Annotated in this window: 17 protein-coding genes; 6 read left to right on the top strand and 11 right to left on the bottom strand. The window is 55.9% G+C overall.

What is annotated here, in order from left to right; all coding sequences use genetic code 11:
* Positions 1–202 precede the first annotated feature (202 nt).
* The 5 genes from C3938_RS01635 to C3938_RS01610 all read left to right on the top strand — a co-directional run bounded on the left by C3938_RS01635 (position 203) and on the right by C3938_RS01610 (position 10871).
* A complete protein-coding gene (locus tag C3938_RS01635; protein ID WP_105101535.1) occupies positions 203–1501 on the top strand; it encodes an MFS transporter in 1299 nt (432 codons plus the stop codon).
* A gap of 33 nt (positions 1502–1534) precedes the next feature.
* Positions 1535–3889 carry a beta-galactosidase gene (locus C3938_RS01630; protein WP_105101534.1) on the top strand — a complete coding sequence of 785 codons (2355 nt, stop codon included), beginning with the start codon at positions 1535–1537 and terminating at the stop codon, positions 3887–3889.
* Between the two features lie 2 nt (positions 3890–3891).
* The gene (locus C3938_RS18015; RefSeq protein WP_199775466.1) at positions 3892–8319 is read left to right on the top strand and encodes an FG-GAP-like repeat-containing protein; all 4428 of its coding nucleotides are present in this window, start codon (positions 3892–3894) and stop codon (positions 8317–8319) included.
* A gap of 15 nt (positions 8320–8334) precedes the next feature.
* Positions 8335–9393, top strand: a complete 1059-nt coding sequence (locus C3938_RS01615) for an SMP-30/gluconolactonase/LRE family protein (RefSeq protein ID WP_199775465.1) — start codon at positions 8335–8337, stop codon at positions 9391–9393.
* 62 nt (positions 9394–9455) lie between these two features.
* Positions 9456–10871, top strand: coding sequence for a sulfatase (locus C3938_RS01610; protein ID WP_233998590.1), 1416 nt, complete (start codon positions 9456–9458; stop codon positions 10869–10871).
* 107 nt (positions 10872–10978) lie between these two features.
* Here the strand turns inward: C3938_RS01610 and C3938_RS01605 are convergent, their stop codons facing one another.
* The 10 genes from C3938_RS01605 to C3938_RS01555 all read right to left on the bottom strand — a co-directional run bounded on the left by C3938_RS01605 (position 10979) and on the right by C3938_RS01555 (position 22978).
* A complete protein-coding gene (locus C3938_RS01605) occupies positions 10979–12433 on the bottom strand; it encodes a sulfatase (protein WP_105101532.1) in 1455 nt (484 codons plus the stop codon).
* A 53-nt stretch (positions 12434–12486) separates the two neighbouring features.
* Positions 12487–13428, bottom strand: coding sequence for a hypothetical protein (locus tag C3938_RS01600; RefSeq protein ID WP_267893034.1), 942 nt, complete (start codon positions 13426–13428; stop codon positions 12487–12489).
* 99 nt (positions 13429–13527) lie between these two features.
* Entirely contained in the window at positions 13528–15885 is a 2358-nt protein-coding gene (locus C3938_RS01595) for a tetratricopeptide repeat protein (RefSeq protein WP_105101530.1), read from the bottom strand.
* Between the two features lie 175 nt (positions 15886–16060).
* Entirely contained in the window at positions 16061–16405 is a 345-nt protein-coding gene (locus C3938_RS18285) for an Ig-like domain-containing protein (protein WP_105101529.1), read from the bottom strand.
* A 212-nt stretch (positions 16406–16617) separates the two neighbouring features.
* Positions 16618–16989, bottom strand: coding sequence for a cupin domain-containing protein (locus C3938_RS01580; RefSeq protein ID WP_105101527.1), 372 nt, complete (start codon positions 16987–16989; stop codon positions 16618–16620).
* 74 nt (positions 16990–17063) lie between these two features.
* Complete coding sequence (locus C3938_RS01575) at positions 17064–18524, bottom strand: aldehyde dehydrogenase family protein (protein ID WP_105101526.1); 1461 nt, start codon at positions 18522–18524, stop codon at positions 17064–17066.
* Positions 18525–18579: 55 nt separating this feature from the next.
* Complete coding sequence (locus C3938_RS01570) at positions 18580–19374, bottom strand: enoyl-CoA hydratase/isomerase family protein (RefSeq protein WP_105101525.1); 795 nt, start codon at positions 19372–19374, stop codon at positions 18580–18582.
* A gap of 26 nt (positions 19375–19400) precedes the next feature.
* Positions 19401–20561 (bottom strand): CaiB/BaiF CoA transferase family protein, encoded by a 1161-nt coding sequence (locus tag C3938_RS01565; protein ID WP_105101524.1) that lies wholly within the window; start codon positions 20559–20561, stop codon positions 19401–19403.
* Positions 20558–21754, bottom strand: coding sequence for a CaiB/BaiF CoA transferase family protein (locus tag C3938_RS01560; RefSeq protein WP_233998587.1), 1197 nt, complete (start codon positions 21752–21754; stop codon positions 20558–20560). The genes C3938_RS01565 and C3938_RS01560 overlap by 4 nt, the downstream gene beginning before the upstream one ends.
* 18 nt (positions 21755–21772) lie before the next feature.
* Positions 21773–22978 carry an ABC transporter substrate-binding protein gene (locus C3938_RS01555; protein WP_233998585.1) on the bottom strand — a complete coding sequence of 402 codons (1206 nt, stop codon included), beginning with the start codon at positions 22976–22978 and terminating at the stop codon, positions 21773–21775.
* Between the two features lie 214 nt (positions 22979–23192).
* On the opposite strand from C3938_RS01555, the gene C3938_RS01550 reads away from it, so the two are divergent.
* Complete coding sequence (locus C3938_RS01550) at positions 23193–23999, top strand: IclR family transcriptional regulator (protein WP_199775464.1); 807 nt, start codon at positions 23193–23195, stop codon at positions 23997–23999.
* A gap of 176 nt (positions 24000–24175) precedes the next feature.
* Here the strand turns inward: C3938_RS01550 and C3938_RS01545 are convergent, their stop codons facing one another.
* Entirely contained in the window at positions 24176–24832 is a 657-nt protein-coding gene (locus C3938_RS01545) for a 2-dehydro-3-deoxy-6-phosphogalactonate aldolase (protein WP_105101521.1), read from the bottom strand.
* Between the last annotated feature and the right edge of the window lie 58 nt (positions 24833–24890).

Below are 24890 nucleotides of genomic sequence, written 5' to 3'. Positions count from 1 at the left end.
ACAGGCCAGAGGGATTTATCGCTCCGGCCTCCTACGTTGTGTAGATACTAATGGCTGTGGATGGCCGACGATTACTCAGGTGCGGATCGGGGGTTTGCTCGCACTTCCAGGTATCCCGAGCCGTATTGGTCGGACACAACACCGGCCAACAGCACCGACTAACCACAGCACCAACCAATAACAGCGACGATGCAGCAGCGGTATGAAAGCAGCCAATAAATTTGGGGTACTGGCACTGATCTTTATCAGTGTGGTGATCAACTATATGGACCGCACCAATATATCGGTGGCGGCGAACGCGATTTCAGAGGATCTCAGCCTTAGCCCGGTGCAGATGGGGATCATTTTCTCCGCCTTTGCCTGGACTTATTCCATCATGCAGATTCCCGGCGGAATGATTGTGGATGTGGTAAGGGTGCGGATTCTGTACCCGTTTATTCTGGTGGCCTGGTCGCTGGCGACCATTGTACAGGGGCTGGTCAGTTCACTGGCGGCGATGGCGGGATGCCGTATGGCGATCGGTTTCTTCGAGGCGCCGTCCTACCCCGCGAATAATAAGATCGTTACCCAATGGTTCTCTCAACAGGAACGGGCTAGTGCGATTGCGGTGTATACCTCCGGGCAGTTTATCGGTCTCGCATTTTTGATGCCGGTACTGGCTTTGATTCAGGAGTGGTTTGGCTGGCGCGGGCTGTTTATTGTCTCCGGTGTTATCGGCATTGTGTGGGCGGCGATCTGGTACTGGCTGTATCGTGAGCCCGAGAGTGACATTGGTAACGCGGCGACCCAGCAGCGGGATCAGAAGTCTTCGGTGAACGTTAGCGAAAGCTCTGTGGCCTTGAGCTGGGGCAATATCCGACTGGCCTTCTCCAGTCGAAAGCTCTGGGGGATCTATATCGGGCAATTTTGCCTGGGCAGTACCCTGATTTTCTTCCTCACCTGGTTTCCGACCTATCTCGCCGAGTACCGGGGGATGGGGGACCTGAAAACCGGGTTACTGGCCTCGGTGCCGTTTCTGGCTGCTTTTTGCGGGGTGCTGCTTTCCGGCTTTACTTCCGACTGGCTGGTGCGGCGCGGATTCTCGAATGAGTTTGCACGCAAGACACCAGTGATCCTTGGCTTGCTCCTTTCCGGCTCTGTGATTGGTGCCAATTATGTAGACTCGATTGCTGCCGTTACCTTTTTCCTATCCCTTGCCTTCTTCGGCAACGGTCTCGCCTCTATCAACTGGGTATTTGTTTCTTTGATCGCCCCGAAGCAAATGGTCGGTTTGGTGGGAGGCTGCTTCAACTTTATTGGTGGCCTCTCGGCCGTAACCATTCCCGTGGCCATTGGCTTCTTGGTACAGGATGGTGATTTCCGTCCTGCGTTAGCGCTGATTGGAGCCCTGGCACTGCTGGGACTGTGTGCCTACGTCTTTCTGGTTGGAAAGATTGAAGAAATTCCCATGCAGAGACCAAAACAAAATTCTGATCTCGAAGCTACCGAACCAGCGGCTTGAGCACTCTGCCTGACAATAACGATGAGTCGATTTATGAAATTCCCGATAAAGCACATTTCAGCAGCCGTCTTCCTGGCATCCCTGATCAGTGGTTGTGGTAACGATTCCCGTTCCACGTTTACGGAGACTGCCACTGGAAATACAGAAGTGGCCGCGGAAAATAACGATAGCAATATCCTGTGGACGTTCGAACAGGGAGAGGTGCCCACTGCAATCCAGTTGGAGCATACGAGTGCTCGAATGATTGATGGGGAGAAAGGTAAGGCGCTGGAAGTTCAGTTACAGACCAAATCCCATTATTCGGCAAATGTCATCTTCGCTCCTGAGCAGCCGTGGGACTGGAGTGGGTTGGGCGATTTTGCCTTTGCTCTGGATATCGCCAATCCGAAGGCATCTTCAGTTCACGTGTATGTTACTGCGACTGACAAGAATGGAAGGGCACACAACCGCAGCTTTGTGGTGCCTGAGAATTCCAGCGGCACCTACTTTATGGAGTTGAAAGGACCGGACCTGACGGTAGAGACCGGGATTCGCTCTAATCCGCCGAGCTGGGATTCCCAGTTTCAGGACATGATTTACCGGTGGGGTGAGAAGGAACTGGATGTCAGTGCGATTGAGAGCATCGCCTTTACCGTTACCGGGGTACTTGAAGACAAAGTCCTGATTATCGATAACGTGCGCCTGATTCAGCCCAAGTCGCTGGACGAAAGCTATCTCAAAGGTCTTGTGGATGAGTTTGGCCAGAACAACAAGCTGGATTTCGTAAATAAGGTGGATTCGCTGGAGGAGCTGCGCGCAATCTCCGAAGAAGAGCAATCACAGCTGCGCAAAACACCTATGGATGGCCGCTCTCGCTTCGGTGGTTGGGCAGATGGGCCTAAGCTGGAGGCTACCGGCTATTTCCGCACTGAGAAAGTCGATGGCAAATGGGCCCTGGTAGATCCGGAGGGGCACCTGTTCTTCTCCACGGGCATTGCCAACGTGCGCCTGGCCAATACCTCCACCATTACGGGATATGACTTTGACAAAGCCAGAGTCCCCCAGCGTACCCCCGGCGACCTGACGCCGGAGGATTCTCTTGGTCTCAACCGCGTGCCCGATACAGCCATTCCGACGCGTCATATCAGCTCACCTCTGCGTGCGGATATGTTTAACTGGTTGCCGGAGTACGATGAGCCCCTGGGGCAGAACTTTGGCTATCGCCGTGAAGTGCACACCGGCGTTATTGAACACGGTGAGACGTTCAGTTTTTACCGGGCCAATTTACAGCGTAAGTACGATATTGCTGATGAAGAAAGGCTGATGGCGAAGTGGCGGGAGACTACGATCGATCGCATGCTGAGCTGGGGATTCACTTCCTTCGGTAACTGGATCGACCCCGCCTACTATCAGATGAATCGAATTCCGTATTTTGCTAACGGATGGATCATCGGCAACTTCAAGACTGTGAGTAGCGGCAATGATTATTGGAGCCCGTTGCCGGATCCGTTCGATCCGCAGTTCAAAGAACGTGCCTATATTACCGCCGAGCAGATTGCCAAAGAAGTCGAAAACAACCCCTGGTGCGTGGGTGTATTTGTAGACAATGAGAAGAGCTGGGGCCAGGAGGGTTCTACCGCTTCTCAGTACGGCATTGTGATCAATACCTTGAGCCGCGCCGCTGGCGAAAGTCCCACCAAGGCACAGTTTGTACAGCTGATGCAGGAAAAATACGGAGAGATTGGCAAACTGAATAGTGCCTGGAATATTCAATTGACGGATTGGGAGACTTTTGCAAACGGTGTCGCGCTGACCGACTTCAACGATGCCATGATCGAAGACTTCTCCACAATGCTGGAGCATTACACCGGGCAGTACTTCAAGATCGTGCGGGAAGCCGTCAAGCACTATATGCCGAATCATATGTACCTGGGAGCTCGCTTTGCCGATTGGGGTATGACGCCGGAGGTACGCCGTGCTGCGGCGAAATACGCCGATGTAGTGAGCTACAACTACTACAAGGAAGGCGTCAGCGATAAGTTCTGGCACTTCCTCGAAGACCTTGATCGGCCTTCCATTATTGGTGAATTCCACAACGGATCGCTGGATTCCGGACTGCTGAACCCAGGTCTGATCCATGCCAGCTCACAAGCGGACCGCGGCAAGAAATTCGCCGAGTATATGAACAGCGTAATCGACAATCCTTACTTTGTCGGCGCGCACTGGTTCCAGTACATCGACTCCCCGCTAACCGGCCGCGCATACGACGGCGAAAACTATAACGTGGGCTTCGTGTCAGTTACTGACACTCCGTATCAACCATTGGTGGACGCGGTCAAGGAAGTGAACGAGAACCTGTACCAACGCCGATTCGGAAAAGCGGCGGGTTCCAGTAGCGAGGCTCACTGATCATGAAACTGTCTCCGTCGTTGCGTGTTCCTCTCGGAGTCCTTGCGCTAATAGGCTCCAGTTGCGCATTTGCGGAATTGCGTTTCACGGAAGTCAGTGAGCAGCAGGGGCTGAATACCGAGCCGACCTGGAAATATGGGGGGCCTGCGGTTGCAGACCTGAACGGTGATGGCCGCTACGAGCTGTTGCTGAGCAATCATGACAAGGTACCTGCGCAGCTATTCTGGGGCGGTGCTGATGGTCGCTACCGCGAGCACGGTTCCCCGATTATGCGCTGGGACGTACATGGTATTGCGGCCGGTGACTATGACGGGGATGGCGATCAGGATGTGGCGGTCGCTCTCGGCGGGGGTAATGGCACCAGCCCGCAACCGCCGCGGATCCTGAAGAACGACAAGGGTAGCTTTCAGGATATTACCGTCGGCAGTGGTATCGAAAACATGGGCGCCCGCGGGCGGTCGGTGCGCTGGATCGATATGGATCTGGATGGGGATCTCGACCTGTTGCAGATCAATGCGGTCATGCTGCCCGGCGAAACCGGTCCCCGCAATATTCTGTTCGAGAATATTGGCAAGGACCGGTTTCGTTACCGTTCCGCGTCGGCGTTTGAGCAACTGGAAGCCGAACGTGTATTGATTACGGATTTCAACGGCGATCATGTGGACGATCTGGTCGCCTTCTCGCCGCTGAGTCTGTGGGCAGGCAATGGCGATTTCGGCTTTCGCGATGTCACCGACCGGTGGTTGCCGAAGGGCATAGATCGGGAATATGTGATGGCGGTCGCCGAGGCCGATATCGACAACGATGGCGACCTGGATTACTACCTGGCCCGCGGTAAAACCTATTATCAGATCGCCAATAACGCCGTGTCATTTGATTCTGATAGCGGGCGTCTGGACCTGCGCGATGAAGGTAATCGCAGCCACGACGGGATCACTTTCTACAGTGATGGACCTCTGCAGCTCAATGAGTTTTTCCATTGGCAGCGGGGCCAGGAAATTACTCTGCCGGTGTACCTTGGGGCGAGTGAAAAGAAGTTGGCCACCCCAGCGGGGCAAACACTGATAACCGTGTCGCAAGAGATGGCGCAAGGCTTTCCTGATGAATTGATCAACAATGGCTGGCATCTCGGGGTGGTGGAGCAGCATGGTTCCCAGACAGATGAAAATGGCCCTTATCAATGGCGCCTGGAATGGCTGTTAGACGGTGATCTCGCCTGGGATATCCGCGCCAGCGTACATGGCGTAAAGCAGATAGCACCGGACTGGACGCCACAAACACTGGGCGTTGCCGATATCCTGTTGCGCAACGATGGCCAGGGGTTTACCGATATCAGCGACCGTCTCCCTCCGCAAAGCGCCGATAACAATTGGGGCGTGACCACCGGGGACCTGGACAATAGCGGTTTCGCGGACTTTTTTGTTTTTCGTTTCGGCGAGCTGCACCGGCGGGTGGAAGACCTGCTGATGTTAAATCAGGATGGCGATTCATTCCTGCAGGCGTCCAATCACGGCGGCACTGTACTGGGTCAATTCGGTCACGGCGATATGGGCGCAGTGTTCGATTACGATCAGGATGGTGACCTGGATCTACTCAGTGGCGACGACGATCAGGGGCGTTGGCATCTGTTCGAGAATGGGCTTAACCCCCATAAATTGAAATCCCCTGAGAATAATTACCTGCAGGTGCGCGTTGGTTACTCAGCCCAAGGTACTGGTCCGAAGGGCGCTGAGGTTTCCCTAACCGGCCCCCATCGCCGCTATCAACGAATCGGTGCGGGTAGTGCCACCCACTCTCAGGGCCAGCTGGATGTTGCACACTTTGGTTTGGGTCGGAGCCGTGAACCGGTGGATATTCATGTGCGCTGGCGGGATGGTTCAGAGGCGACATTGCGCGGCCTTGCTGTCAATCAACGGATATTCGTGAGCGGCGACAGCGATAGGTCTAAAAACGCGACTGCAAGTGCTTCTTTCCCTCGCAGTGTCGATTTTAATTTCGGCTGGAAATTCCGTTTGCAGGATGACGAGCACTTCCGCAAACCCGAATATGACGACAGCCATTGGCGCGACCTGCGCCTGCCGCACGACTGGAGCATCGAGCACGAGTTCGACCCGGCACTGAACGGTGCCACTGCCTATTTGCCCGGCGGCATCGGCTGGTACCGGAAAACCTTTCGCCTGCCAGAACATTCCGAAGGTAAAATCACCTATCTGAATTTTGACGGAATCTACAACCACTCCGAGATCTGGCTGAACGGGGTAAAAATTGGGGGCCGAATCAATGGCTACACTCCGTTTACCCTTGATCTGTCGAACCATCTGGCCCCGGCGGGGCAAGACAACGTTCTGGCAATCCGGGTGGATCGCAGCCGTTATATCGACAGTCGTTGGTATACCGGATCGGGTATCTACCGGAATGTAAAACTGCTGACCGTAGACCCGTTGCATATTCCAGTGTCCGGGATATTTATCCAGACTCCGGAGGTCAGTGCCGAAATGGCGCAGGTGAGTGTCCATGTGGAAGTCGTCAATAAATCAGCGGCGCAGCCCTTTGTGGTTGAGACAGAGATCCTGGACCCGGCGGGCAAGGCGGTAGCTCGGAGCAGAACCCGAAAATCTCTGGCCGACCACAGCGACGCTACTGTTGACCTTCAACTCAAAGTCGCTGTTCCGGCTTTGTGGAGCCCGCAAACGCCAAATTTATATATGGCGGTAACCCGTGTGATACAAGGCGATCGTATTGTTGATCAGGTCGAGAACCGCTTCGGTATCCGCTCCCTGCGCTTTGATGCAAACGAAGGCTTTTTCCTGAACGGCGTCGATACGCCCATCAAGGGGGTAAACCTGCATCACGATGCGGGCGCAGTGGGTGTTGCGGTACCAAAGGATGTCTGGCGCCGCCGCCTGGCAACATTGAAGGCCGCCGGTACCAACGCCATTCGTACTGCCCACAACCCAGCCTCGGAAGAGTTCCTCGATCTTTGCGACGAGATGGGGTTTCTGGTACAGGCGGAAATCTTTGATGAGTGGGACAACCCCAAAGACAAGCGTCTGAATCAGTGGGAGCGGCACAGCGATTACATCAGCCGTGGCTATGCGGATTACTTCCAGCAAGAGGCTGAGTCGGACCTGCGCCTGGCCGTCAAGCGTGACCGCAACCACCCCTCCATCATCATGTGGAGTATCGGTAACGAAATTGAGTGGACCTATCCCCGCTACAAAGAGGCTACCGGTTACTTCGATATGAATGCATCGGGTAATTACTTTTTTAATCCCCCGTTTATAAGCGAGCAGGAAATCAAGGACCGCTTCCATGGCAGTGAGGAGGGTGAGTATGTGCTCGCCAAAACTGCCGCGAAGTTGTCTGGCTGGGTGAAGGAGCTGGATACCAGCCGGCCGGTCACCGCGAACCTGATTCTGCCCTCGGTGAGCCATATTTCCGGTTATACCGACGCCCTGGATATTGTTGGCTATAGCTATCGCCGGGTGATCTACGATTACGGCCACCAGCGGTACCCGAAAAAAATGATCATGGGTACTGAGAATGTGGTGCAGTGGCACGAGTGGAAGGCGGTGGAAGAGCGCCCCTTTATCCCCGGTACTTTCCTGTGGACGGGAACGGACTATCTCGGAGAAGCCAACGGAGCCTGGCCGCGCAAGGCCGTGCGCAGCGGCATGCTGGATGTGGCCGGTTTTGAGACACCGGCCTATGACCTATATCGCACCCTCTGGAACAGTGCCCCTTATATCGCGATTACCTCGCAAACCGACGGGAAATCCCTGTACCGTCGTGATGCTGATGGCGGAGTTGTGGAAAAGACACCGGGCGGCTGGGCGCAGCGAGTATGGGGTTGGCAGGACGTTAACCGACACTGGAATTACCCGGACGGCGAGCCAATTATCGTCGAGGTATTGAGTAATTGCCCGGAAGTAGCCTTGTCATTGAACGGCGAATCCCTGGGGACGCGAACCCTGGCGGATAGTCCGGACCGCCTGTTGAAGTGGGCACTGCCATTCGCGAGTGGTCGCCTTAGGGCCGATGGAGTCAACGGCTGTGATGTTTCCGCAGAAGTTGAAACCACTGGTGCGCCAGCCGCGATTGCGCTTTCGCTGGATCGAGACACGTTACCGGTAGATGGCTACAGTGCCGCACATGTGACGGCACAACTTGTGGATGACCATGGCAGATCTGTACGTCACCAGGATAGGCGAATTGAATTCGAGCTCGCAGATGGACTGGAACTGCTGGGTACGGATAATGGGCGAACCTCCCGTATGACGGGGTATAAAAATTCACAGCTGAGTACCAGTGAAGGCAAGGCGCTGCTGATTGTTCGCGGCCTTATAGACCAAGGCGAAATGGCGCCAACCACTATCCGCCTGGACGAGACAGTACAGGCGAAAATTATTGGGGAGTCTGGGGCCGATTAAAAATGGGTAGAGAACTTGAAGAAAATCGTAAACGGGTTATCCCGCCGCAAGCTGGTGTTGGGCATGTTTTCCAGCGCGTTCGGTGCACTGGCATTAAGCGCCGCAACCAGAGCACTGGCAACGAATAGTCGTGTTACCGCTAGTTCGAACAATACGATGAATCGCGAGGACGAGAAGGTGAGTGAGCATTTGCAGCGTTCTGCCGAGCTTGGTCAGGCAGAGGTATTCGATCAGCGTATCTGCAGTCTCGGGGAAGGTCCCCTGTGGCATCCGCAGCGCAAAAACCTGTACTGGGTGGACTTGCTTAACAAGCGGGTACTGGCCAATGGCGTGGAAGGTGAACAGGCCTGGCAGTTTGATGAAATGCCTTCGGCGATCGGTTGGGTCGATCGGGACCGCGTAATTGTGGCCTGTGAAAGTGGCCTCAACCTGCTGAACCTGAACAGTGGCGACAAAACCCTGCTCTGCGCTCTGGAACCGGATCAACCTGGCAACCGTAGCAATGACGGCCGCGCCGACCCCTGGGGTGGATTCTGGATTGGCACAATGGGCAAAGAGGGGGAGCCGGATCAGGGCAATCTGTATCGCTGGTACAGGGGCGAGCTGCGTCAACTGGACAGCGGTATGACCGTGCCGAACGGTATCTGTTTTGATCGCGCGCGCAACTTCGGCTATTACGCAGATTCAGCCAGAGGTGTGATTTATCGAGTGCCACTCAATGAAGCCGATGGCTGGCTTGCGGGAGAGCGTGAAGTCTTTCTCGATTTGAGTGATAAAGGTCTGATTCCGGACGGTGCGGTAATGGACGGGCTGGGGAATATGTGGTCTTCCCTGTGGGATGGTGCCCGTACCCAGTGCTTTACCCCGGAAGGCCGTGCAACCGACGCATTACAGGCTCCGGTGATTCGCACCACATGCCCCGCCTTTGGCGGAGATGACTTTACCGATATGTATGTGACCACGGCAGCGGTTGGGCTGGAAGACCAACCCGGTGCGGCGGTGGCCAACGGTGTGACATTGGTGTATCGGAATGCTGTGAAAGGCCAGCCCGAACCTGCGGTGATTCTCTCATGAAGCGATTTCTTCTCAGTGTTGTTTGCGGTTGCCTGTGTTCAATGCTTGCACAGGCAAAGAATGTGGAGAAACCCAATATTCTGCTGATTCTGGCGGATGATCTGGGTTATGCAGATACCGGTTTTACCGGAGCCAACGACATCAAAACCCCGAACCTGGATCAGCTGGCCAACGCCGGTGTGGTGATGAATAACGGCTACGTCACCCACCCGTATTGTGGGCCGTCTCGTGCGGGGTTGTTGGTCGGGCGTCACCAGGCGCGCTTTGGTGCCGAAAGTAACAATACCTATTCCCCCTTCGACAATTACATGGGTTTGCCGGTTACCGAGAAAACCTTTGCCAAGCGTCTGCAGGAAGTGGGTTATCGCACCGGTATCGTTGGCAAATGGCATTTGGGTGCGGCGCCGCCCTTTCATCCCAACAATCGCGGTTTTGATCACTTCTACGGCTTTCTTTCTGGTGGCCGTGCTTATTTTCCGGAGGGAACCTCCAACAAGGTGCCCCTGGTAAATGACAAGGGGCAGAACGACTACATGGCCAATGAGGGGGGCTACCTGCCACTGGTGCGTAACGGCGGAGCTGGCGAGCTGACGGAATATCTGACCACGGCACTGAGCCGCGATGCGGCGAAGTTTGTGACAGAAAGTAAGGATCCATTTTTCCTGTTCCTTTCCTACAATGCGCCGCATGCACCACTGGAGGCTCCGGAAGAAACCATCAAGAAATACCAGGCCATCGAAGATCCCGAGCGGCGTATTTATGCGGCAATGATCGACGAAATGGATGCGGGCATTGGCATGGTGGTGGATGCACTGAAGGCATCCGGAAAATACGACAATACGCTGATTTTCTTCCTTTCTGACAACGGCGGTGTCTATCCCGAGTACTGGATGCCAGATAGCGATTGGGCAGACAACACACCATTCCGACGGGGTAAAGTCAGCCTGCAGGAAGGAGGCGTTCACGTACCGTTCTTTTTACACTGGCCACAGAAACTGAAACCGGGAGAGTTTGATGGCCTGGTATCTGCATTGGACGTCGCCGCCACCGCACTGGCTTTGGGGAATGCACCTGCACAGGAGAAGGCCCTGGATGGTGTAAACCTGATTCCCTACCTCACCGGAGAGAAGCAGGGCTCGCCACATAAGGCGCTGTTCTGGCACCTGGAAGAAGGGGATGGCAACACTTGGGCGGTACGAACGGAAGACGCGAAGTATATGCATCAGACATTGCCGGGGGTAGGGCGCAGCTATTTCGATATGCGGGAAGATCCCTACGAGCAGAACAATCTGGTGGACCAGTTTCCCGAGCGCCAGAGTGAGCTTGCGGAACTGTGGAATCAGTGGAATGCCGGAAACCAGCAGAATGTCTTAATGCAGGCTTATGAATACCAGAAGGCCCGCCAAGATTTTTACAAGTCGCTTTACGAAGAGCGCGTCAAGCAGGCGAAGGAAAGAAAGCCGATTGTGGTGCAGTGATCCAGCCGTCTGGATCGTTCTTCAGGAAAAATCAAATACAAGCGATAGAAAAAAGGCAGCCCTGCATTGAGCGGGCTGCCTTTTTTGTTGCTGGGATATACCGCTAATTAATGGTTTTTGGTGGTCTCAGGTAGTTTGGCCTGGCGATAGGTATCCATACGTTCCAGAGCCTGCCCCTCAAACTCCCGCTTCAGCTGCCATCTGGGGCGCTCCAGCTGTAGCTCCCACTGGAATAATTTCTTGTATAGCGCGGCAACTTTGTCCGGATATTGCTGCGCAAGATTCTGGGTTTCGCTCACGTCTTCCGCCAGGTTGTAGAGCTCGGCGGGTCTGTCCGGGAAGCGCAGTAGTTTCCAGTCGCCATCGCGAATCGCCGCGCGGCTCTCCTTCTTCCAGTAGAGGGTTTGGTGCGGTTTTCCGCTTGCTTCGCCGTTGAGGTAGGGAATCAGGTTCACACCATCAATACTCTCGAGTGCGGAAGTGTCGCCACCGGCGGCAGCGTAAAATGTCGGTAACAGATCCAGCAGGCTAATGGGGGCCGGAAAGGTCTGCTTAGCCGGAATCCGCCCGGGCCACTGCATCACAAATGGAACCCGGATACCGCCCTCCAGATGCGTGGCCTTGGTGCCGCTCAAGGGGAAGTTGTTGGAAGCATTGTGATCTGTGGGACCGCCGTTGTCGTTGGTGAAAACGATCAGGGTATTATCAATCAGCTCCTGTTGTTCCAGTGCGTCAAGCAGCCTTCCCACCCCTCTGTCCAGTGCCCGGGTCATGGCGGCGACTTTCTTTCGGTTGCCGGAAAGCTCGGGAAATGCGGCCAGATCTTCCGGCAGTGTATCCATGGGCGCATGTACCGCGGTGTAGGATAGGTAGAGGAAGAAGGGCTCGCTGTTGTTGCGCTCCACAAATGCGACCGCTTCATCGGTCAGCGCATCGGTGAAGTATTTGGGTGTCTCGGCAAAGGAACCGAAACCACGCTCGAGAAAATCTTCCCAGCGGGAATTGGGGTTGCTCTCATTGAACGGGAAGTAAGACCGGGCACCGCCGCGAAAGCCATAAAATTCGTCAAATCCCCGCTTGAGCGGGTGGAAACGATCGGCATTGCCCAGATGCCATTTGCCCAGGATGGCGCTGTGGTAGCCCAGTGGTTTGAGGTAGTGCGCGATGGTTTTTTCGTCCAGTGGCAGTCCCATATTGTCTCCGGTAGTGCCGCTGGCACTCATATAGCCCGGTACGTTGTTTTCCTCATAGCCAAAGCGTTGCTGGTATTTACCAGTGACCAAACCCGCACGGGATGGTCCACACACCGCGGCACTTACATACGCCTGCGCAAAACGGGTACCGTTTTTTGCGATGCGGTCAATGTTCGGTGTCTGGAATACCTCACTGCCCTGGAAACTGAAATCCGCGTAGCCCGCGTCATCCGCGAGTATCAGAATAATATTGGGCTTTTGTACGGCCTGCGCCGTGACGGAAATCAGGATCAGCGCGATGAACGTGGACAGAACGCGCAGTGTGGCGAATAAGCCGCGACAGCCGCCGATATGGTTGTGGAAAGACATGGAAACCCCCAATGCTGAAAGATCGGGGGTAGTGTACCGCTATTTGTATATTGTTAACAAAGTTGCGGCGTGGTCGTATGAACCTCAAATGACCAGCTACGGGATGCGAGGGGCGGAACCGCCGGCGCTGTCCCTCTGTCCAGCAGTTCCCGCAGGCTGTCGGCGTTGCCAATCGCCGGTTCCAGTACCAGATTGAAATAGGGCACGCCGCCATCCCCGGCCCAGCCCCGGTAGTTGAGCCACAGGGCGATATGGGGCACTTCCGCCGGTGGCAATACAAAATGCAGCGCTTCACCGGTTGCCGGATTCTCCAGCCCGGCTATGGCCGGCGAATTACCGCTGGTGCAGTCGAAAAGGTCCTGATGGGAAAGTAACTTTGTAGCGTATCCGCTATCGGTATCCGGGTCTGGAATGACCGACAAATCGGTGCCGTTCGGGGTTAGTGGCCAGCGGAACTGGTCGCCGGTAGTCAGTGGGGCATTGTCGCTGGCGTAAGAGCAGTAAAGTTGGTGGTTCTCCGGCAACCGAAGCTTCATTCCAGGAGTGATGGCCAGCGCCGGGTGCAAACACCAGCTAAAGGGGGCGGCGCTGTCGCTCTGGTTTCGTACGCAGTATTCGAATCGGATTGTCCCCCGGTCAGGGGCGACAGTCAGGCGGCGTTCGAATATCACAGGCAGTGTCTGGCACTGCTGCTTCAACAGCAATATCGCGGAGCCATCGTCTGCCGTTTTGCATTCGTGCTCGGCCCAGGGGCGGCCATAGAGTTCGCCGTGATCGGGCAGGATGAGGCCGGGCGCGTTGCCTTCGTATTGCGGTAGCTCACATTCATCTACACTGGGAAAGCACTCATCCACCCCGCCGGTATCGTGCCGTTGTGTGTAGCTGTGGTTGAATTCTGCTAATTGGTATGCGATCCGGTCGCTTTTCCACAACCACTCGGTTTTCAAGTCCAAGCCGGAGCGTAGGCTAACAATTTTTCCGCCAAGATCTGGAATAACTTCCAGTGACAGGTATTCGCTTGTAATCCGATATGCAGGGAAGCATCCAATATGGATGGCTTCAATAGATGTAATGTTATTCAGTGGTAATGTGTCCTAATTAATTCCCAAAGAATCCAGGTATCTTTTGAACCGTAAGAGTTTCTGTTCATTTGGAACGAGGTGCAGGCTTTTGTCGATGAGTGTTTTTGCTTGGTCGTACTCTTCCTGTTGAACAAGCAGGCTGGCAAGAGCGCTCACGTAATCGACGTTATCGGGTGCCAATGCCAGCGCTTTGCGATAAGCAGTTTCTGCCGGCTTCCAATCTTGCCGTTGGTGGCGCAGCACACCCAAGTTATACCAGATCCTCGCGTTATTCCCTCCTTTGGCCGCAATTTCCAGGTGGTCCTCCGCTTCTTCCTTTTTGCCCATTTCCGCCAGCAGCAAGCCGAGCGCATAGCGAGAGGGCACCGCATCCGGCTCCTGAGAGAGAACCTTGCGATAGAGGGCCTCTGCTCTTTCGTACTGTTGGTATTGGTAGTGAATCTGGGCCAGATTCATACGGGAGGCATTCGCGCGATCGTCAATAGTGAGTGCGTGTTCATACTGTCTAGCCGCTGCGCCGAGATGGCCCGCCTTTTCCAGATCAAGTCCCCTCTGATGACTGGACGATACAAAGTCATCATTGATTTCAAGTGAGCGTTGATACGCCTCCAGTGCCTGCTGATACTGGCGCTGTGTTTCTGGTTCCAGATTTAGAAACTGCATGTCATTCATTTCTGAGAGACTTTTCGCGGCAGAGATCCGCACAGCGAGAACAGGGTCGGCGAGGAGTGGGGTCAGCAGCGGCAATTTGTAGTGCATGGGCGCGTTGTAGTACGCACTCACGGCAGAAACCCGTACCAGGGGACTGGTGTCAGAAAGTGCCTGTTGGAGTACTCTCGCGGCTTCAGGCTCCTGCAATAGCGGCGCCAGCAGATCCGCGGCAGTCGCACGAGCAATTGCCGGTTGGTTTGTCGCTCGCAGTAATTTCGCCAGAGGCTGAACGGTCGTGATAACTTCCTCTTCACCGCCAATTGCACGCGCCAGGATTTCAGAGAAATGTGCCGGACGTTTTTCGCCATACCACAGCTTGATTTTTTGTGCTGCCCATTCAGGATTTTTGTCTTGATGGCAGGAGTTACAGGCGTTAGGGGTGCCAAACTCGACACTTAGATCTGGTCGCGGGATTCGCAGACTGTGGTCTCTGCGAAAATCGTTGGTCATGTAGTTACGCCCCGGCATATGGCAGTCAACACATTGATTTCCGGTGCCTGTGGAGTAGGTATCGGATGCGTGGGCTTCCGATGTGGGGTGGTGGTGATGCTTCGAGGTGTCGTACTGCTCGGAAAGGTGGCACCCGGTGCACAGGCTGTTGCCTTTCCTTACCAGGCGGGTGCTGTGTGGGTTGTGGCAGTCTACACAGCTGACCCCCATCGCATACATTTTACTCTGGGTGAATGAGCCGTATACAAATACTTCTTCATTAATCTGACCATCGCTGTAATAGGGACCATTCTGTAGCGTCATGGGCAGGTAGTGATCGAGCATCGTATCTGAGTTGTGCTTGAAAACAGGAGTGAGCGGTTGTCGGCGGGCGTGACAGCGCCCGCACTTGTCTACTAGTTCTGCGGCTGATTCCCCGCGAATCATATCCAAAGTCTCTTTACTGGGTGTTATGCCTTCTCCCGCTTGCGCGACATGTAATGAACCTGGCCCGTGGCACGCCTCACAACCAACATCGATTCCCTCCCAACGGGTATCGTATTCGCGGGTTTTGCTATCAAAATTTTTTGAAAGTCCGGTGCTGTGGCAGTCTGCACACATGCTGTTCCAGTTCATTCCGCCCTGAGTCCAATGAATCCACTCACCGGGCTTAGGCTTCAGGTCGGCCTGCAAGTGAAACCAACTTTTTTTTTCCGTATCCCAAGCGAGAGGTAGTGCTTGCAAACGCCCTTTATTCATCTCCACCAGGTATTGTTGTAGAGGTTCGGTGCCAAATGTGTAGAGCACTTTGAATTCCGCCCGCTCGCCCCTGGAACCTTCGGTGGAAACCCAGAAAGTGTTGTCGCGCTGGTAGAAGCGATGCTCCATACCGAGTGCAGTCAGAGATTGATTGTCGAAATTTCCTTTCACAGTTTGAGGCGATGCATGAGCCATGGATTCGTCGTGGTGGGAGCCCTGCCAAAGATTGCTCTGCTCGCTATGGCAGTTGCTACAGACCGCGCTACCAACGTATTTCCCCGTCTCACTGTGCGGAGCTTGTTCGTTGCTGGGCGATTGCTGCGCATTGCTTTCGTCGCCAGATCCCTGATTTCCTATTGTCGGAGGAAATTTTTGCTCAATCAGATCGCTTTCCCACAGGGTGTACAAGTAGGCAGCACAACCAATGACAGTCAGTAGCAGGAGGAGGTTGATGACGTATCTAGTAGGCATGACTACCGTTGCTATCAGGGGGAGAGGTCAAGAGGTTGGACCGAGTCCAGCGTGGGTATGGGTAAGGATTAGTTACCATACCATTGGTTTTATCCTATGCATAAGTGGCAGCCATTTGGCCGCCACTTTTAAGTTTACCACGCAAATCATTGCGTCAATTTCTTTGTTTGTATGATCACGGAGTAACGGTCACCGAGTAGGTGGCAGTTTTCCCCATGTTTTTGGTTTTTACAGTAATTACCGCAGAACCGATTTTCTTGCCGGTAACGACACCAGACGAGTTCACCGTTGCCACCAGTGGGTCACTGGTCGAATACACCACACTCTTGTTTGATGCACAGGTCGGCATTACGACGGGATTGAGTGAAACGGACTGACCCCTGGCAATACTGCCCGAGCTCGGGTTTACACTGACACCCGTGACAGCAACCCAACCTCCGTTGCAGGACTCACCACCACCGGAGCTGCTGGAAGAGCTGCTACTGGACGATCCGCCCGATGAGCTATGGCATCCTGCAATTCAGCGCGTGTGGCCAAACGCAAACCCGGCGGGTTGGTATCAGCAACGCCGGCTACGAGCGTGGTTACAACCGATATACCTACTTCGGCTTGGCTGGCTGTTCAGAACCCGGGCAATTGACTGCGACCTGGACCAACGGGGAAACAGTAACGCAAACCGTTGATCCGGCCGGTACCACCAAGGTGTCCTTGCTCGCAATGCGTTAGCAGTACTCAGGCTGGCTTTACAATCACGACCAGGGATTTCTCGTTGCCATTCAGCCAGCCATGGGGCGTATTCGGCTTGAAGGTAATAAAATCTCCTGCCTGATACCGCACACCCTCAGTGCAGTTCTCTTCCGCGTCGCCGGCGTACATGGTGCCGTGTCCACTAGCCACGAAGGCAAGCCAGGCTTCATCTGACGTGTGGATTGGGTACTCCACGGCGCCCGGCTCGATTTCAAACTGAAACATGAAAATGCCGGCGTCTTCCACGGCGCGGGATTTCCAGCCGGGCATATTTTCATGGCTGGTGAATTCAGGGGCATCGGTGGTTTCTATGCCGCTGGCGCCTTGGTGTTCGAACATGATCAAGTGCTTGGACATAATGTTTTCTCGCTTTATTGTTATTTGCAGTTAGCCATAAAAATGGGGGCTTGTGCCCCCGTAATGTTTGTCGGTTAGTTGCAGTTCAGATATACCGCGCGCTTCTGCAAATAACCTTCGATGCCGTAGATGCCGTCCTCACCACCAATACCACTGCGCTTGTGGCCGGAGTGGTAGCCCTGGATATAGCCGACGATCTGTTTGTTCACAAATACGGTGCCTACTTCCAGGCGGCTGATGCCGTCCATGATCACCCGGTAATCGTTGCTCCACAGGTAGCAGCTGAGGCCATCGTTGCGGCGGTTGGTGATTTCTACCGCTTCATCAAACGAAGAAATTTTGACGATAGGCAGTACCGGGCCGAAGATTTCTTCCCGCGCGGCGGCCATATCCGCGGTTACATCGGTCAGTACAGTGGGCTGGTACCAGTTGCCATGTTCAAACTCGGCGCCTTCCGGGCGCGCGCCGCCGCAGGCGAGGGTGGCGCCGGCACTGATGGTTTCCTGCACGATGGAGTCCACCCGGTCCAGCCCTTGCGCGGTGACCGATGGGCCCATGCTGGGGTTGTCCATGGGATTGCCCACGGTGAGTGCTTTCACTTTTTCCAGCACCTTGCGGGTGAATTCATCCGCGACCTTTTCGTGCACCAGCACCAGCTCGGCACAGATACATACCTGCCCGCAGTTGGCGTAGCGGGAAATCACCACCGCATCCACGGCTTTGTCGATATCCGCATCGTCGAGCACGATAAACGAGGCTTTTCCTCCCAACTCCAGAGAAACCGCGGTGACGTTTTCTGCGACCGCACGGCAGATGGCCTGGCCGGCGCGGATGCTGCCGGTGAGGGTGACCAGTTGAGTAATGGGGCTTTTCACCAGGTGCTCGCCCACGGCGATACCGCTGCCGCTGATGATGTTGATTACGCCCTTGGGGATTCCCGCTTCTTCCACCGCTTTGGCAAATTCCATGGCGGTCACCGGGGTGGCCTCGTGGGGTTTTACGATCATGGTGTTGCCGGTGACCAGTGCCGGGCCTACTTTGCGGCCGATCAGGGCCAGTGGGTAGTTAAATGCACACAGGCCGACGGTCACACCGTAGGGGACCTTCTGAATCCACAGCTGTTCGCCGGCATTGTCGGAAGGGAAGATATTGCCCTCGATACGGCGTGCCGCTTCGGCGGAATAGGTGAGGTAGTTGAGCGTATCGTCGAACTCGCCGTAGGCTTCGTTCAGGGTTTTACCCTGTTCCAGTACCAGCAGTTTGGCAAACAGGTCGCGCTTGGGTTTGAGGGCTTCAATCAGGTTGAACAGGTGGCGGCCGCGCTCGATGGCGGGGAGCATTTTCCAGCTCTGCAGTGCCGCCTGCGAGGAGGCTAGGGCGGTGTCAGCCTGTGCCAGCGTGCAGTCCGGGACACTGGCAAATACTTTGCCGTTCGCGGGATTTTCCACTGGGAGCTTACTATCACTGTCGACCCATTCACCGTCGATATAACACTGGTAATGTTGTTGAACGGTTTCCGCTATCTGTGTACTCATCATCTTCTCCGTCGCATTTTTTGTTTGTTGTTCGGTAGAGTCTGTTAGTTGGGCGCTACTGATTGAATACTGGTGCGCGTTTCTCAACGAAGGCTTTCAGTCCCTCCACCGCATCTGCGGTTTCATAGAGAGAATCTGCCAGCTCCGCCTCCAGCGCGAGGCCGCGATCCAGTGGCAGGGAACTGCCTTCACGCAGTGCACGCTTGGTGGCCGCGATGGCGCGGCCGGGACCGCGGGCGATTTCTTCGGCAAACTCGGTGGTGCCGGCAGCCAGGGATTCCGCACTATAGACGCCATCCAGTAATCCCAGCTCCTGGGCCTGGGCGAGCCCGAAGGTATCGCCGGTAAGCAGGACCTCCATGGCGGCGCGGCGACCGATCCGGCGCACCAGGCGCTGGGTACCGCCATTGCCGGGGATCAGCCCCAGTTTGATTTCCGGCAGGCCGAAGCGGTAGTTGCCTTCTGCCGCGAAAATAAAATCGCAGGCCATGGCAATTTCCAGGCCGCCACCGAGGCAGTGGCCGGCGACTTCGGCAATATAAATCTTGCTGCTGTTCTCAATGGCCTTGGCGTTCTCCCGTGCAGCGGCGACCAGGGCGAGGTTTTGCTGCACACTGTTGCTTTCAAACACTTTGATATCGGCACCGGCACAGAAGAATTTCGGTAGCGCGCTGTTGATCACCACCGCGCGTACGCTGTCGTCCTGTTCCAGAGTGCGAATGACAATGCCGATTTCCCGCAGGAATGACTCGTGATAGGCATTCGCTGGCGCTAGCTGCAAAGTAATATGGGCCACCCCGGGGGTAGACTTCGATAGCGAAACATTCGATTGCGAATGGCGCTCATTCATGACCGATTCCTCTCATTTTCCACTTCTCATCTCTCATTTTTGATTTCGTTATTAATGGCGCCCTGGTGTTGTCCCAGTTTCGGCGCTGGATTGCGCCCCCACAGGCACTGTTCGTCAATGCGAATGGGGCAGCGGCTAGTGGTCAACTGGCTGCCACCGGACATAGGCAGGGATTGCAGCATGTCGAGGGTTTTGAAACCGTCGTGTGCCAGCAGTTGGTTCCAGTCGAGTACCTCGGCACACCAGATATCCGCCGGCTCCAGCAGGGAGAGCCAGTGTGCGGTGGTTTGCGATGGCAGGTGATCGGCAAGAATCTGCTTGATGGCATCGCGCTCGGTAAAGGCGAGCGCGGGGTCGCAATAGGGTAATAGCGCGGGGCAGTCGAGCAGTCGTGCAAGGTCTTCTACGCGGCCCATGGACAGTGCGATATATCCATCATTGGTCTGGTAAAAACCGTAGGCGCCGGCCACCAGTGCGTGGGCGCCGTTGACGGCGGCGCGATCGATGGTCTGTTGTGGATCCTGCAGGGCAATGGTGAGCGGCTCGAACTGAAAATCCAGCATGGCTTCGAGCATACTGATCTGCACCAGGCTGCCTTCACCGGTAAATTCTCGAGCGAAAGCGGCGGCGAGAATGCCCTGCACCAGCTGTGCGCCGGTAAAAATATCTGCAACCGGTACACCCATGGCTACCGGGCCATCGTCGCGGCTGCCGGAAAGCCAGCTGAGGCCGGAGAGTGCCTGCAGCAGCAGGTCCTGCCCGGGGCGTTCAGCCCAGGGGCCGGTGTCGCCGTAGCCGGTAATTTCACCGTAAATAATGCGCGGGTTGATGGCTTTTACATGGTCGTAGTCGAGTTCCAGTCGCTGCATGACGCCGGGACGGAAATTGGCGATCAGGATATCCGCTTTGCGGATGAGCGTGTTGAGCTCGTCACGTTGGGCCGGATCTTTCAGGTCGACGCAGTAACTTTCCTTGTCGCGGTTGATGGCGTGGAACAGGGTGGATTCCCCCTCCAGCACGCAGTCGGAAAGGTACAGGTTACGGCCGTCTTCGCCGCGCTCCGGGCGCTCGATTTTGATAACCCGTGCACCCAGGTCGGCCAGGCGTAAAGCCGCAGATGGACCGGACAGAAACTGGGAGAAGTCGAGTACCAGCATACCGGCGAGCGGTTTTTGGAACTGGCTCATTGTGCGGCCTCCCGTTGATTTGCACTTTCTAGCAAGCTGTTGCGAATATGATCGGTATCTTCACCCAGGCGTGGGGCGGCTTTAGTGCTGGTAAAACGCTGGCCGTTGATCCGCAGCGGGCAACGGGTGGTGTTTACGGTGACCGCACTTTTCTCAGGCGAGCTGTGGTCAGCCGAGGAGGCGGGGCGGGAAACCTGCAGCTCCATGGCCACGGCCTTGAAGGCGGGGTGGTGGAGCAGCTGGTCGTAATCCACCACTTCCGACGCCCAGATACCGGCGGCATTCAGGCGTGTCATCCAGTGATCGGTGGTTTGGGTGCACAGGTGTTCTGCCAGTACGGCTTTTATCGCATCCCGCTGGCTGAAGGCTTCACTGTCACTTTTATTCAGTGCCGGGCACTGCAGTGCTTCCGCCAGTGGCCCGAGCGGCCCCATGGAAATGGCAATCCAGTGGTCGCTGGTTTGATAGATACCGTAGGGCGCGCCGAGAAATGCGTGGGCATTGGCAATCTCGCTGCGGCTAGGCAATTGGCGGCCGTTGTTCAAATAGGTCGTCAGCCCTTCGAACTGAAAATCCACCATGGACTCCAGCAGGCTCGCCTGCACTTTTGCGCCGATGCCGTGTTTTTTCCGGCGCACCAGGGCGGCGAGAATTCCCTGGGCGAGATGTGTTCCGCACAGCATATCCGCGATGGCGAGCCCCAGAGGTACGGGCCCGTCACTGCGATTGCCCGAGAGCCAGCCCACGCCGGAAACCGCCTGTGCCAGCAAGTCCTGACCGGGTTTGTGCACCCAGGGCCCTTCGTTGCCGTAACCGGAGACTTCTCCGTAAATAATCTGCGAATTGAGGGCTTTGACACTGGTGTAGTCGAGGCCAATTTTTTCCATCACACCGGGGCGGAAGTTGTGAGTCATCACATCCGCCTGCGCGATTAATTGGCGTACCGCATTCAGGTCGTGCGGGTTTTTCAGGTCCGCACAAAAAGACTCTTTATTGCGGTTGATGGTATGGAACAGCAGGCTGTCGCCATCCACCCACAGGTCTTTGGTGGCGAGACTGCGGCAGGCGTCACCGCTGCCGGGGCGCTCGACCTTTATCACGCGTGCACCCAGATCCGCCAGACGCAGGCCCGCGTAGGGGCCTGCCAGGTACTGGCTGAATTCGAGAACGGTTATGCCTTTTAACGGTTGCATCATAGGTTTCAGTGGTTGTCAGTTTTGGCGGGACTTTACGTACAGCTCATTGAGATGTGTCAGTAGCGTATTGGCGTCGCCACCGTGCATCAGGTAGTTGCGAATGGGCGCGCCGGAGTTGTCCTGGAAAAACATATGCCCATGGTAGCGTGGACGCAGGAAGGCGCGGTCCAGCGTGGGCAGGGTGTTGGTGAAGTAGTTGTTGGTCAGATGATTGGCTGACTCACTGGTCCAGGCTTTGCGGTGCCCCGGCTGTCCACCGTACTGGATATAGAAAGAGGCCTGCAGTTCCGGGTTACCGGCAAACTCCACAAATTGTGCGGCCACTTCCGCGTGCTTGGTGTGCGCGGAGATGGCGAGGCCGGTGCCGCCCAGGGTGGTTTTCAGGTGTTCGCCTTTGGGGCCCGCAGTCACGGTATCGCGGAATTCCAGCAGTTTGCGGGCATAGCCGGGTTGCGCGTAATTGGCATACCCGTAAGCGAAGGGGCAGTAGGCAAAGTCGTCGCTGCGGGTCATGGCCTCGTACACCTTGATCGGGTTCCAGTCGAAACAGCGGCGATCCAGGTTGTCGGACAGCGCCTTCAGCATGCCCAATGCTTCGATCCCTACCGCTTTGCTCACCACTTCTTCTTCGCCCACACAGGGATCTTCTCCCATGGCGGAGCACAACATGTAGAAGTTCATCAGGGTGTCCTGGGGAATACTGGGCACCGCCACCAGACCTTTTTCCGCCAGTGCCATCAGGTCTTCCCAGGTTTGGGGTTCTTCCAACCCATTTTCTTGCAGCAGGTCCGCGCGCAATGACGCTACGGGGGTGGCCGCGTCCAGTGCCAAAGCCCACTGTTGTCCATCGTAGTGATAGGAAGTGTGGGAGTGCCCTACGGCGTTGTCTGCCTGGTCCTTGAGGAAGGCGGCGGGCAGGTGTTCGTCCAGGGGCAGGATGACCTTTTCCCGTGCGGCAAAACCGGTCCAGGGATGGTCGATCACCAGCAGGTCGTAGCGGCTGGCGAGGTCGTCGATGGGGTGATCGGCAAAGGCCTGCAGTGAACGCTTGTCCCACTGGATAGTGACATTGGGGTTCAGTTCTTCAAAGCGCTGGGCCGCCGCCACCATGGGGGTAAAGCCACGGGTGTGGTTCCAGGTCATGCCGCGCAGGACGATGGGTTCCGCCGTCTGCTGCTTCGGGGTGCCTTGCTTCTGTTGGTCGAAGTCGGAGCTGCTCATAGTTTTCTCTCGATTCTCTCTAGAGTGTCTCGCTGTGCGAGGCGCGGGTGCTGGTCCGTGATTGGGGGCACCCGCAGGTTGGCGGCTCATCAGGATTGAATTTTTATATTTGAAATTGTTGTTCAAGTATAAAAATCGTTTTTTGGTGGTGTCAACCTGTGCTTAAATGCGCAGGCATCACAAACCGATAAAATGGATGGGTCAGGGGGAAGCGGTGCCCGAGAAAGTGAGCGAAAAGGCCGGCAGCCAGAAGAATGGCAATGGTGCGAATAAATACGCGGTGCCCGCGCTGGACAAGGCGCTGGAGATACTGGAATTTCTCGCCGCGGAATCGCTGCCGCTGTCCCAGTCGGATATTGCCCAAGGTATCGGGCGCACCAATAGTGAGATCTTCCGGGTGCTGGTTGGCCTGGAGTCTCGGGGTTATCTGCTGCGGGATGAGGTGTCTGGCAAATACAGGGTGTCTCTCAAGCTGCTGGAGCTGACCCGTACCCTGTCGCCAGTATCGCAATTGCGCTTTGCGGCGCAGCCGGAGATGGAGGCGCTGGCGGCGCGTCTCGGCCAATCCTGTCACCTGAGTGTGATCCACCAGGGGCAGCTGATGGTGGTGTTGCAGGTACAGAGCCCCGGGCCGGTTTCCCTGTCGTTCAATGAGGGTACGCTTTTCCCGTTGCTGCAGACCGTTTCCGGACGCGTGCTGCTGGCTAACTGCGAGGCCGGGCACCGCGCGGGCCTTGTCGGCAAAGAGCTCCAGAAAAGAGGGCCCGATATGGATGGCGCTGCGGAGGTGGAGCGGTCTTTGCTGTCGGTGCGCGATCAGGGGTTTGAGCTGCGTACGAGTGAATTGACCGATGGCGTGACCGATTGCGCTGCATTGGTGGGGCAGCCGGATGGGGCGACCATTGCCGCACTGGCGGTATCCAGCCTGACGTCGGTAGTAGGTAAAAAGCTGGAGCGGGAAGAACTGGTGCGGGCAGTGCGGGAATCTGCAGCGCGTATCAGTGTGTCGCTTGGTCTCTGATCGGGGCGGTGAGTAAATAAATACAAGAGTTAAAAAAACGCCCCTGAAAAGGGGCGTTGAAGCGAGAGAAATGTTCGTGTTGCGGCACGAACAAAGGTCACGAAGAGTCAATCGCAACTGACAAGGTGCACCGGATTCCATCACAGGGAGAGTCTCCGGTGTAAGAGAGGAATCGTTCAGGTGCCCAGTGCTTTAGCGCGGTTGGCCGCGTCCACCATGATCCGCGCTTTGTCCGCGATCTGGCTGGCATTGTCGCCGGCGGCGTAAATATTGGAGCCGAGGCCGAATCCGCGGGCACCGGCTTTCCAGTACTCTTCCATATTGGCATCGGTGATGCCGCCCACCGCCAGGGTGAGGATATCTTTCGGGACCACCGCACCCAGGGATTCCAGGTACTGGGCCGGGAAGTCCGCCACCGGGAACATTTTCAACACCCGGGCACCGGCCTTTAGTGCGCTGAAGGCTTCGGTCGGGGTGAGGCAGCCTGGAACAGAGATCAGATCCCGGTCGATAGTGGCCCGAATGATTTCGGGGTCGCAGTTTGGCGAAACAATGATCTTTCCGCCTGCATTTTGTACACTCTGCACCTGTTCCGATGTGAGTACGGTGCCGGCGCCACAGATGGTGGTTTCGCCACAGTCGCCCATGATCTGGGCCAGCCGCTCGATGCTCTTAAGGGGCTCAACCGGTGAGTTCAGTGGGATCTCGATAGCGCGCACACCGGCTTCCAGCAGGGTGTTGGCAACCATATCGATCTCATCCGGGGTAACGCCGCGGATAATGGCAATCAGGGGGCAGGCTTCCAGGGCCTGGTGAAACTGCTGGCTCAGCATCGTGCTTTCCTGTGATTCTTCTTACTGGCTTCTACTTTCTGGTCTATTCCCGATGACG

The sequence above is a fragment of the Microbulbifer pacificus genome (assembly GCF_002959965.1).
In the GTDB taxonomy this organism is placed as follows: Bacteria; Pseudomonadota; Gammaproteobacteria; order Pseudomonadales; family Cellvibrionaceae; genus Microbulbifer; species Microbulbifer pacificus_A.
The sequence above is the reverse complement of the archived record's forward strand: the minus strand, read 5'-3'. Positions and strand labels throughout refer to the sequence as shown.

What these genes read in the sequence shown, in the direction of transcription:
- C3938_RS01635 (WP_105101535.1), top strand. Translation starts at nt 203, where the DNA reads ATGAAAGCAGCCAATAAATTTGGGGTACTGGCACTGATCTTTATCAGT.
- C3938_RS01630 (WP_105101534.1), top strand. Translation starts at nt 1,535, where the DNA reads ATGAAATTCCCGATAAAGCACATTTCAGCAGCCGTCTTCCTGGCATCC.
- C3938_RS18015 (WP_199775466.1), top strand. Translation starts at nt 3,892, where the DNA reads ATGAAACTGTCTCCGTCGTTGCGTGTTCCTCTCGGAGTCCTTGCGCTA.
- C3938_RS01605 (WP_105101532.1), bottom strand. Translation starts at nt 12,433, where the DNA reads ATGTCTTTCCACAACCATATCGGCGGCTGTCGCGGCTTATTCGCCACA.
- C3938_RS01595 (WP_105101530.1), bottom strand. Translation starts at nt 15,885, where the DNA reads ATGCCTACTAGATACGTCATCAACCTCCTCCTGCTACTGACTGTCATT.
- C3938_RS01580 (WP_105101527.1), bottom strand. Translation starts at nt 16,989, where the DNA reads ATGTCCAAGCACTTGATCATGTTCGAACACCAAGGCGCCAGCGGCATA.
- C3938_RS01575 (WP_105101526.1), bottom strand. Translation starts at nt 18,524, where the DNA reads ATGAGTACACAGATAGCGGAAACCGTTCAACAACATTACCAGTGTTAT.
- C3938_RS01570 (WP_105101525.1), bottom strand. Translation starts at nt 19,374, where the DNA reads ATGAATGAGCGCCATTCGCAATCGAATGTTTCGCTATCGAAGTCTACC.
- C3938_RS01565 (WP_105101524.1), bottom strand. Translation starts at nt 20,561, where the DNA reads ATGAGCCAGTTCCAAAAACCGCTCGCCGGTATGCTGGTACTCGACTTC.
- C3938_RS01560 (WP_233998587.1), bottom strand. Translation starts at nt 21,754, where the DNA reads ATGCAACCGTTAAAAGGCATAACCGTTCTCGAATTCAGCCAGTACCTG.
- C3938_RS01555 (WP_233998585.1), bottom strand. Translation starts at nt 22,978, where the DNA reads ATGAGCAGCTCCGACTTCGACCAACAGAAGCAAGGCACCCCGAAGCAG.
- C3938_RS01545 (WP_105101521.1), bottom strand. Translation starts at nt 24,832, where the DNA reads ATGCTGAGCCAGCAGTTTCACCAGGCCCTGGAAGCCTGCCCCCTGATT.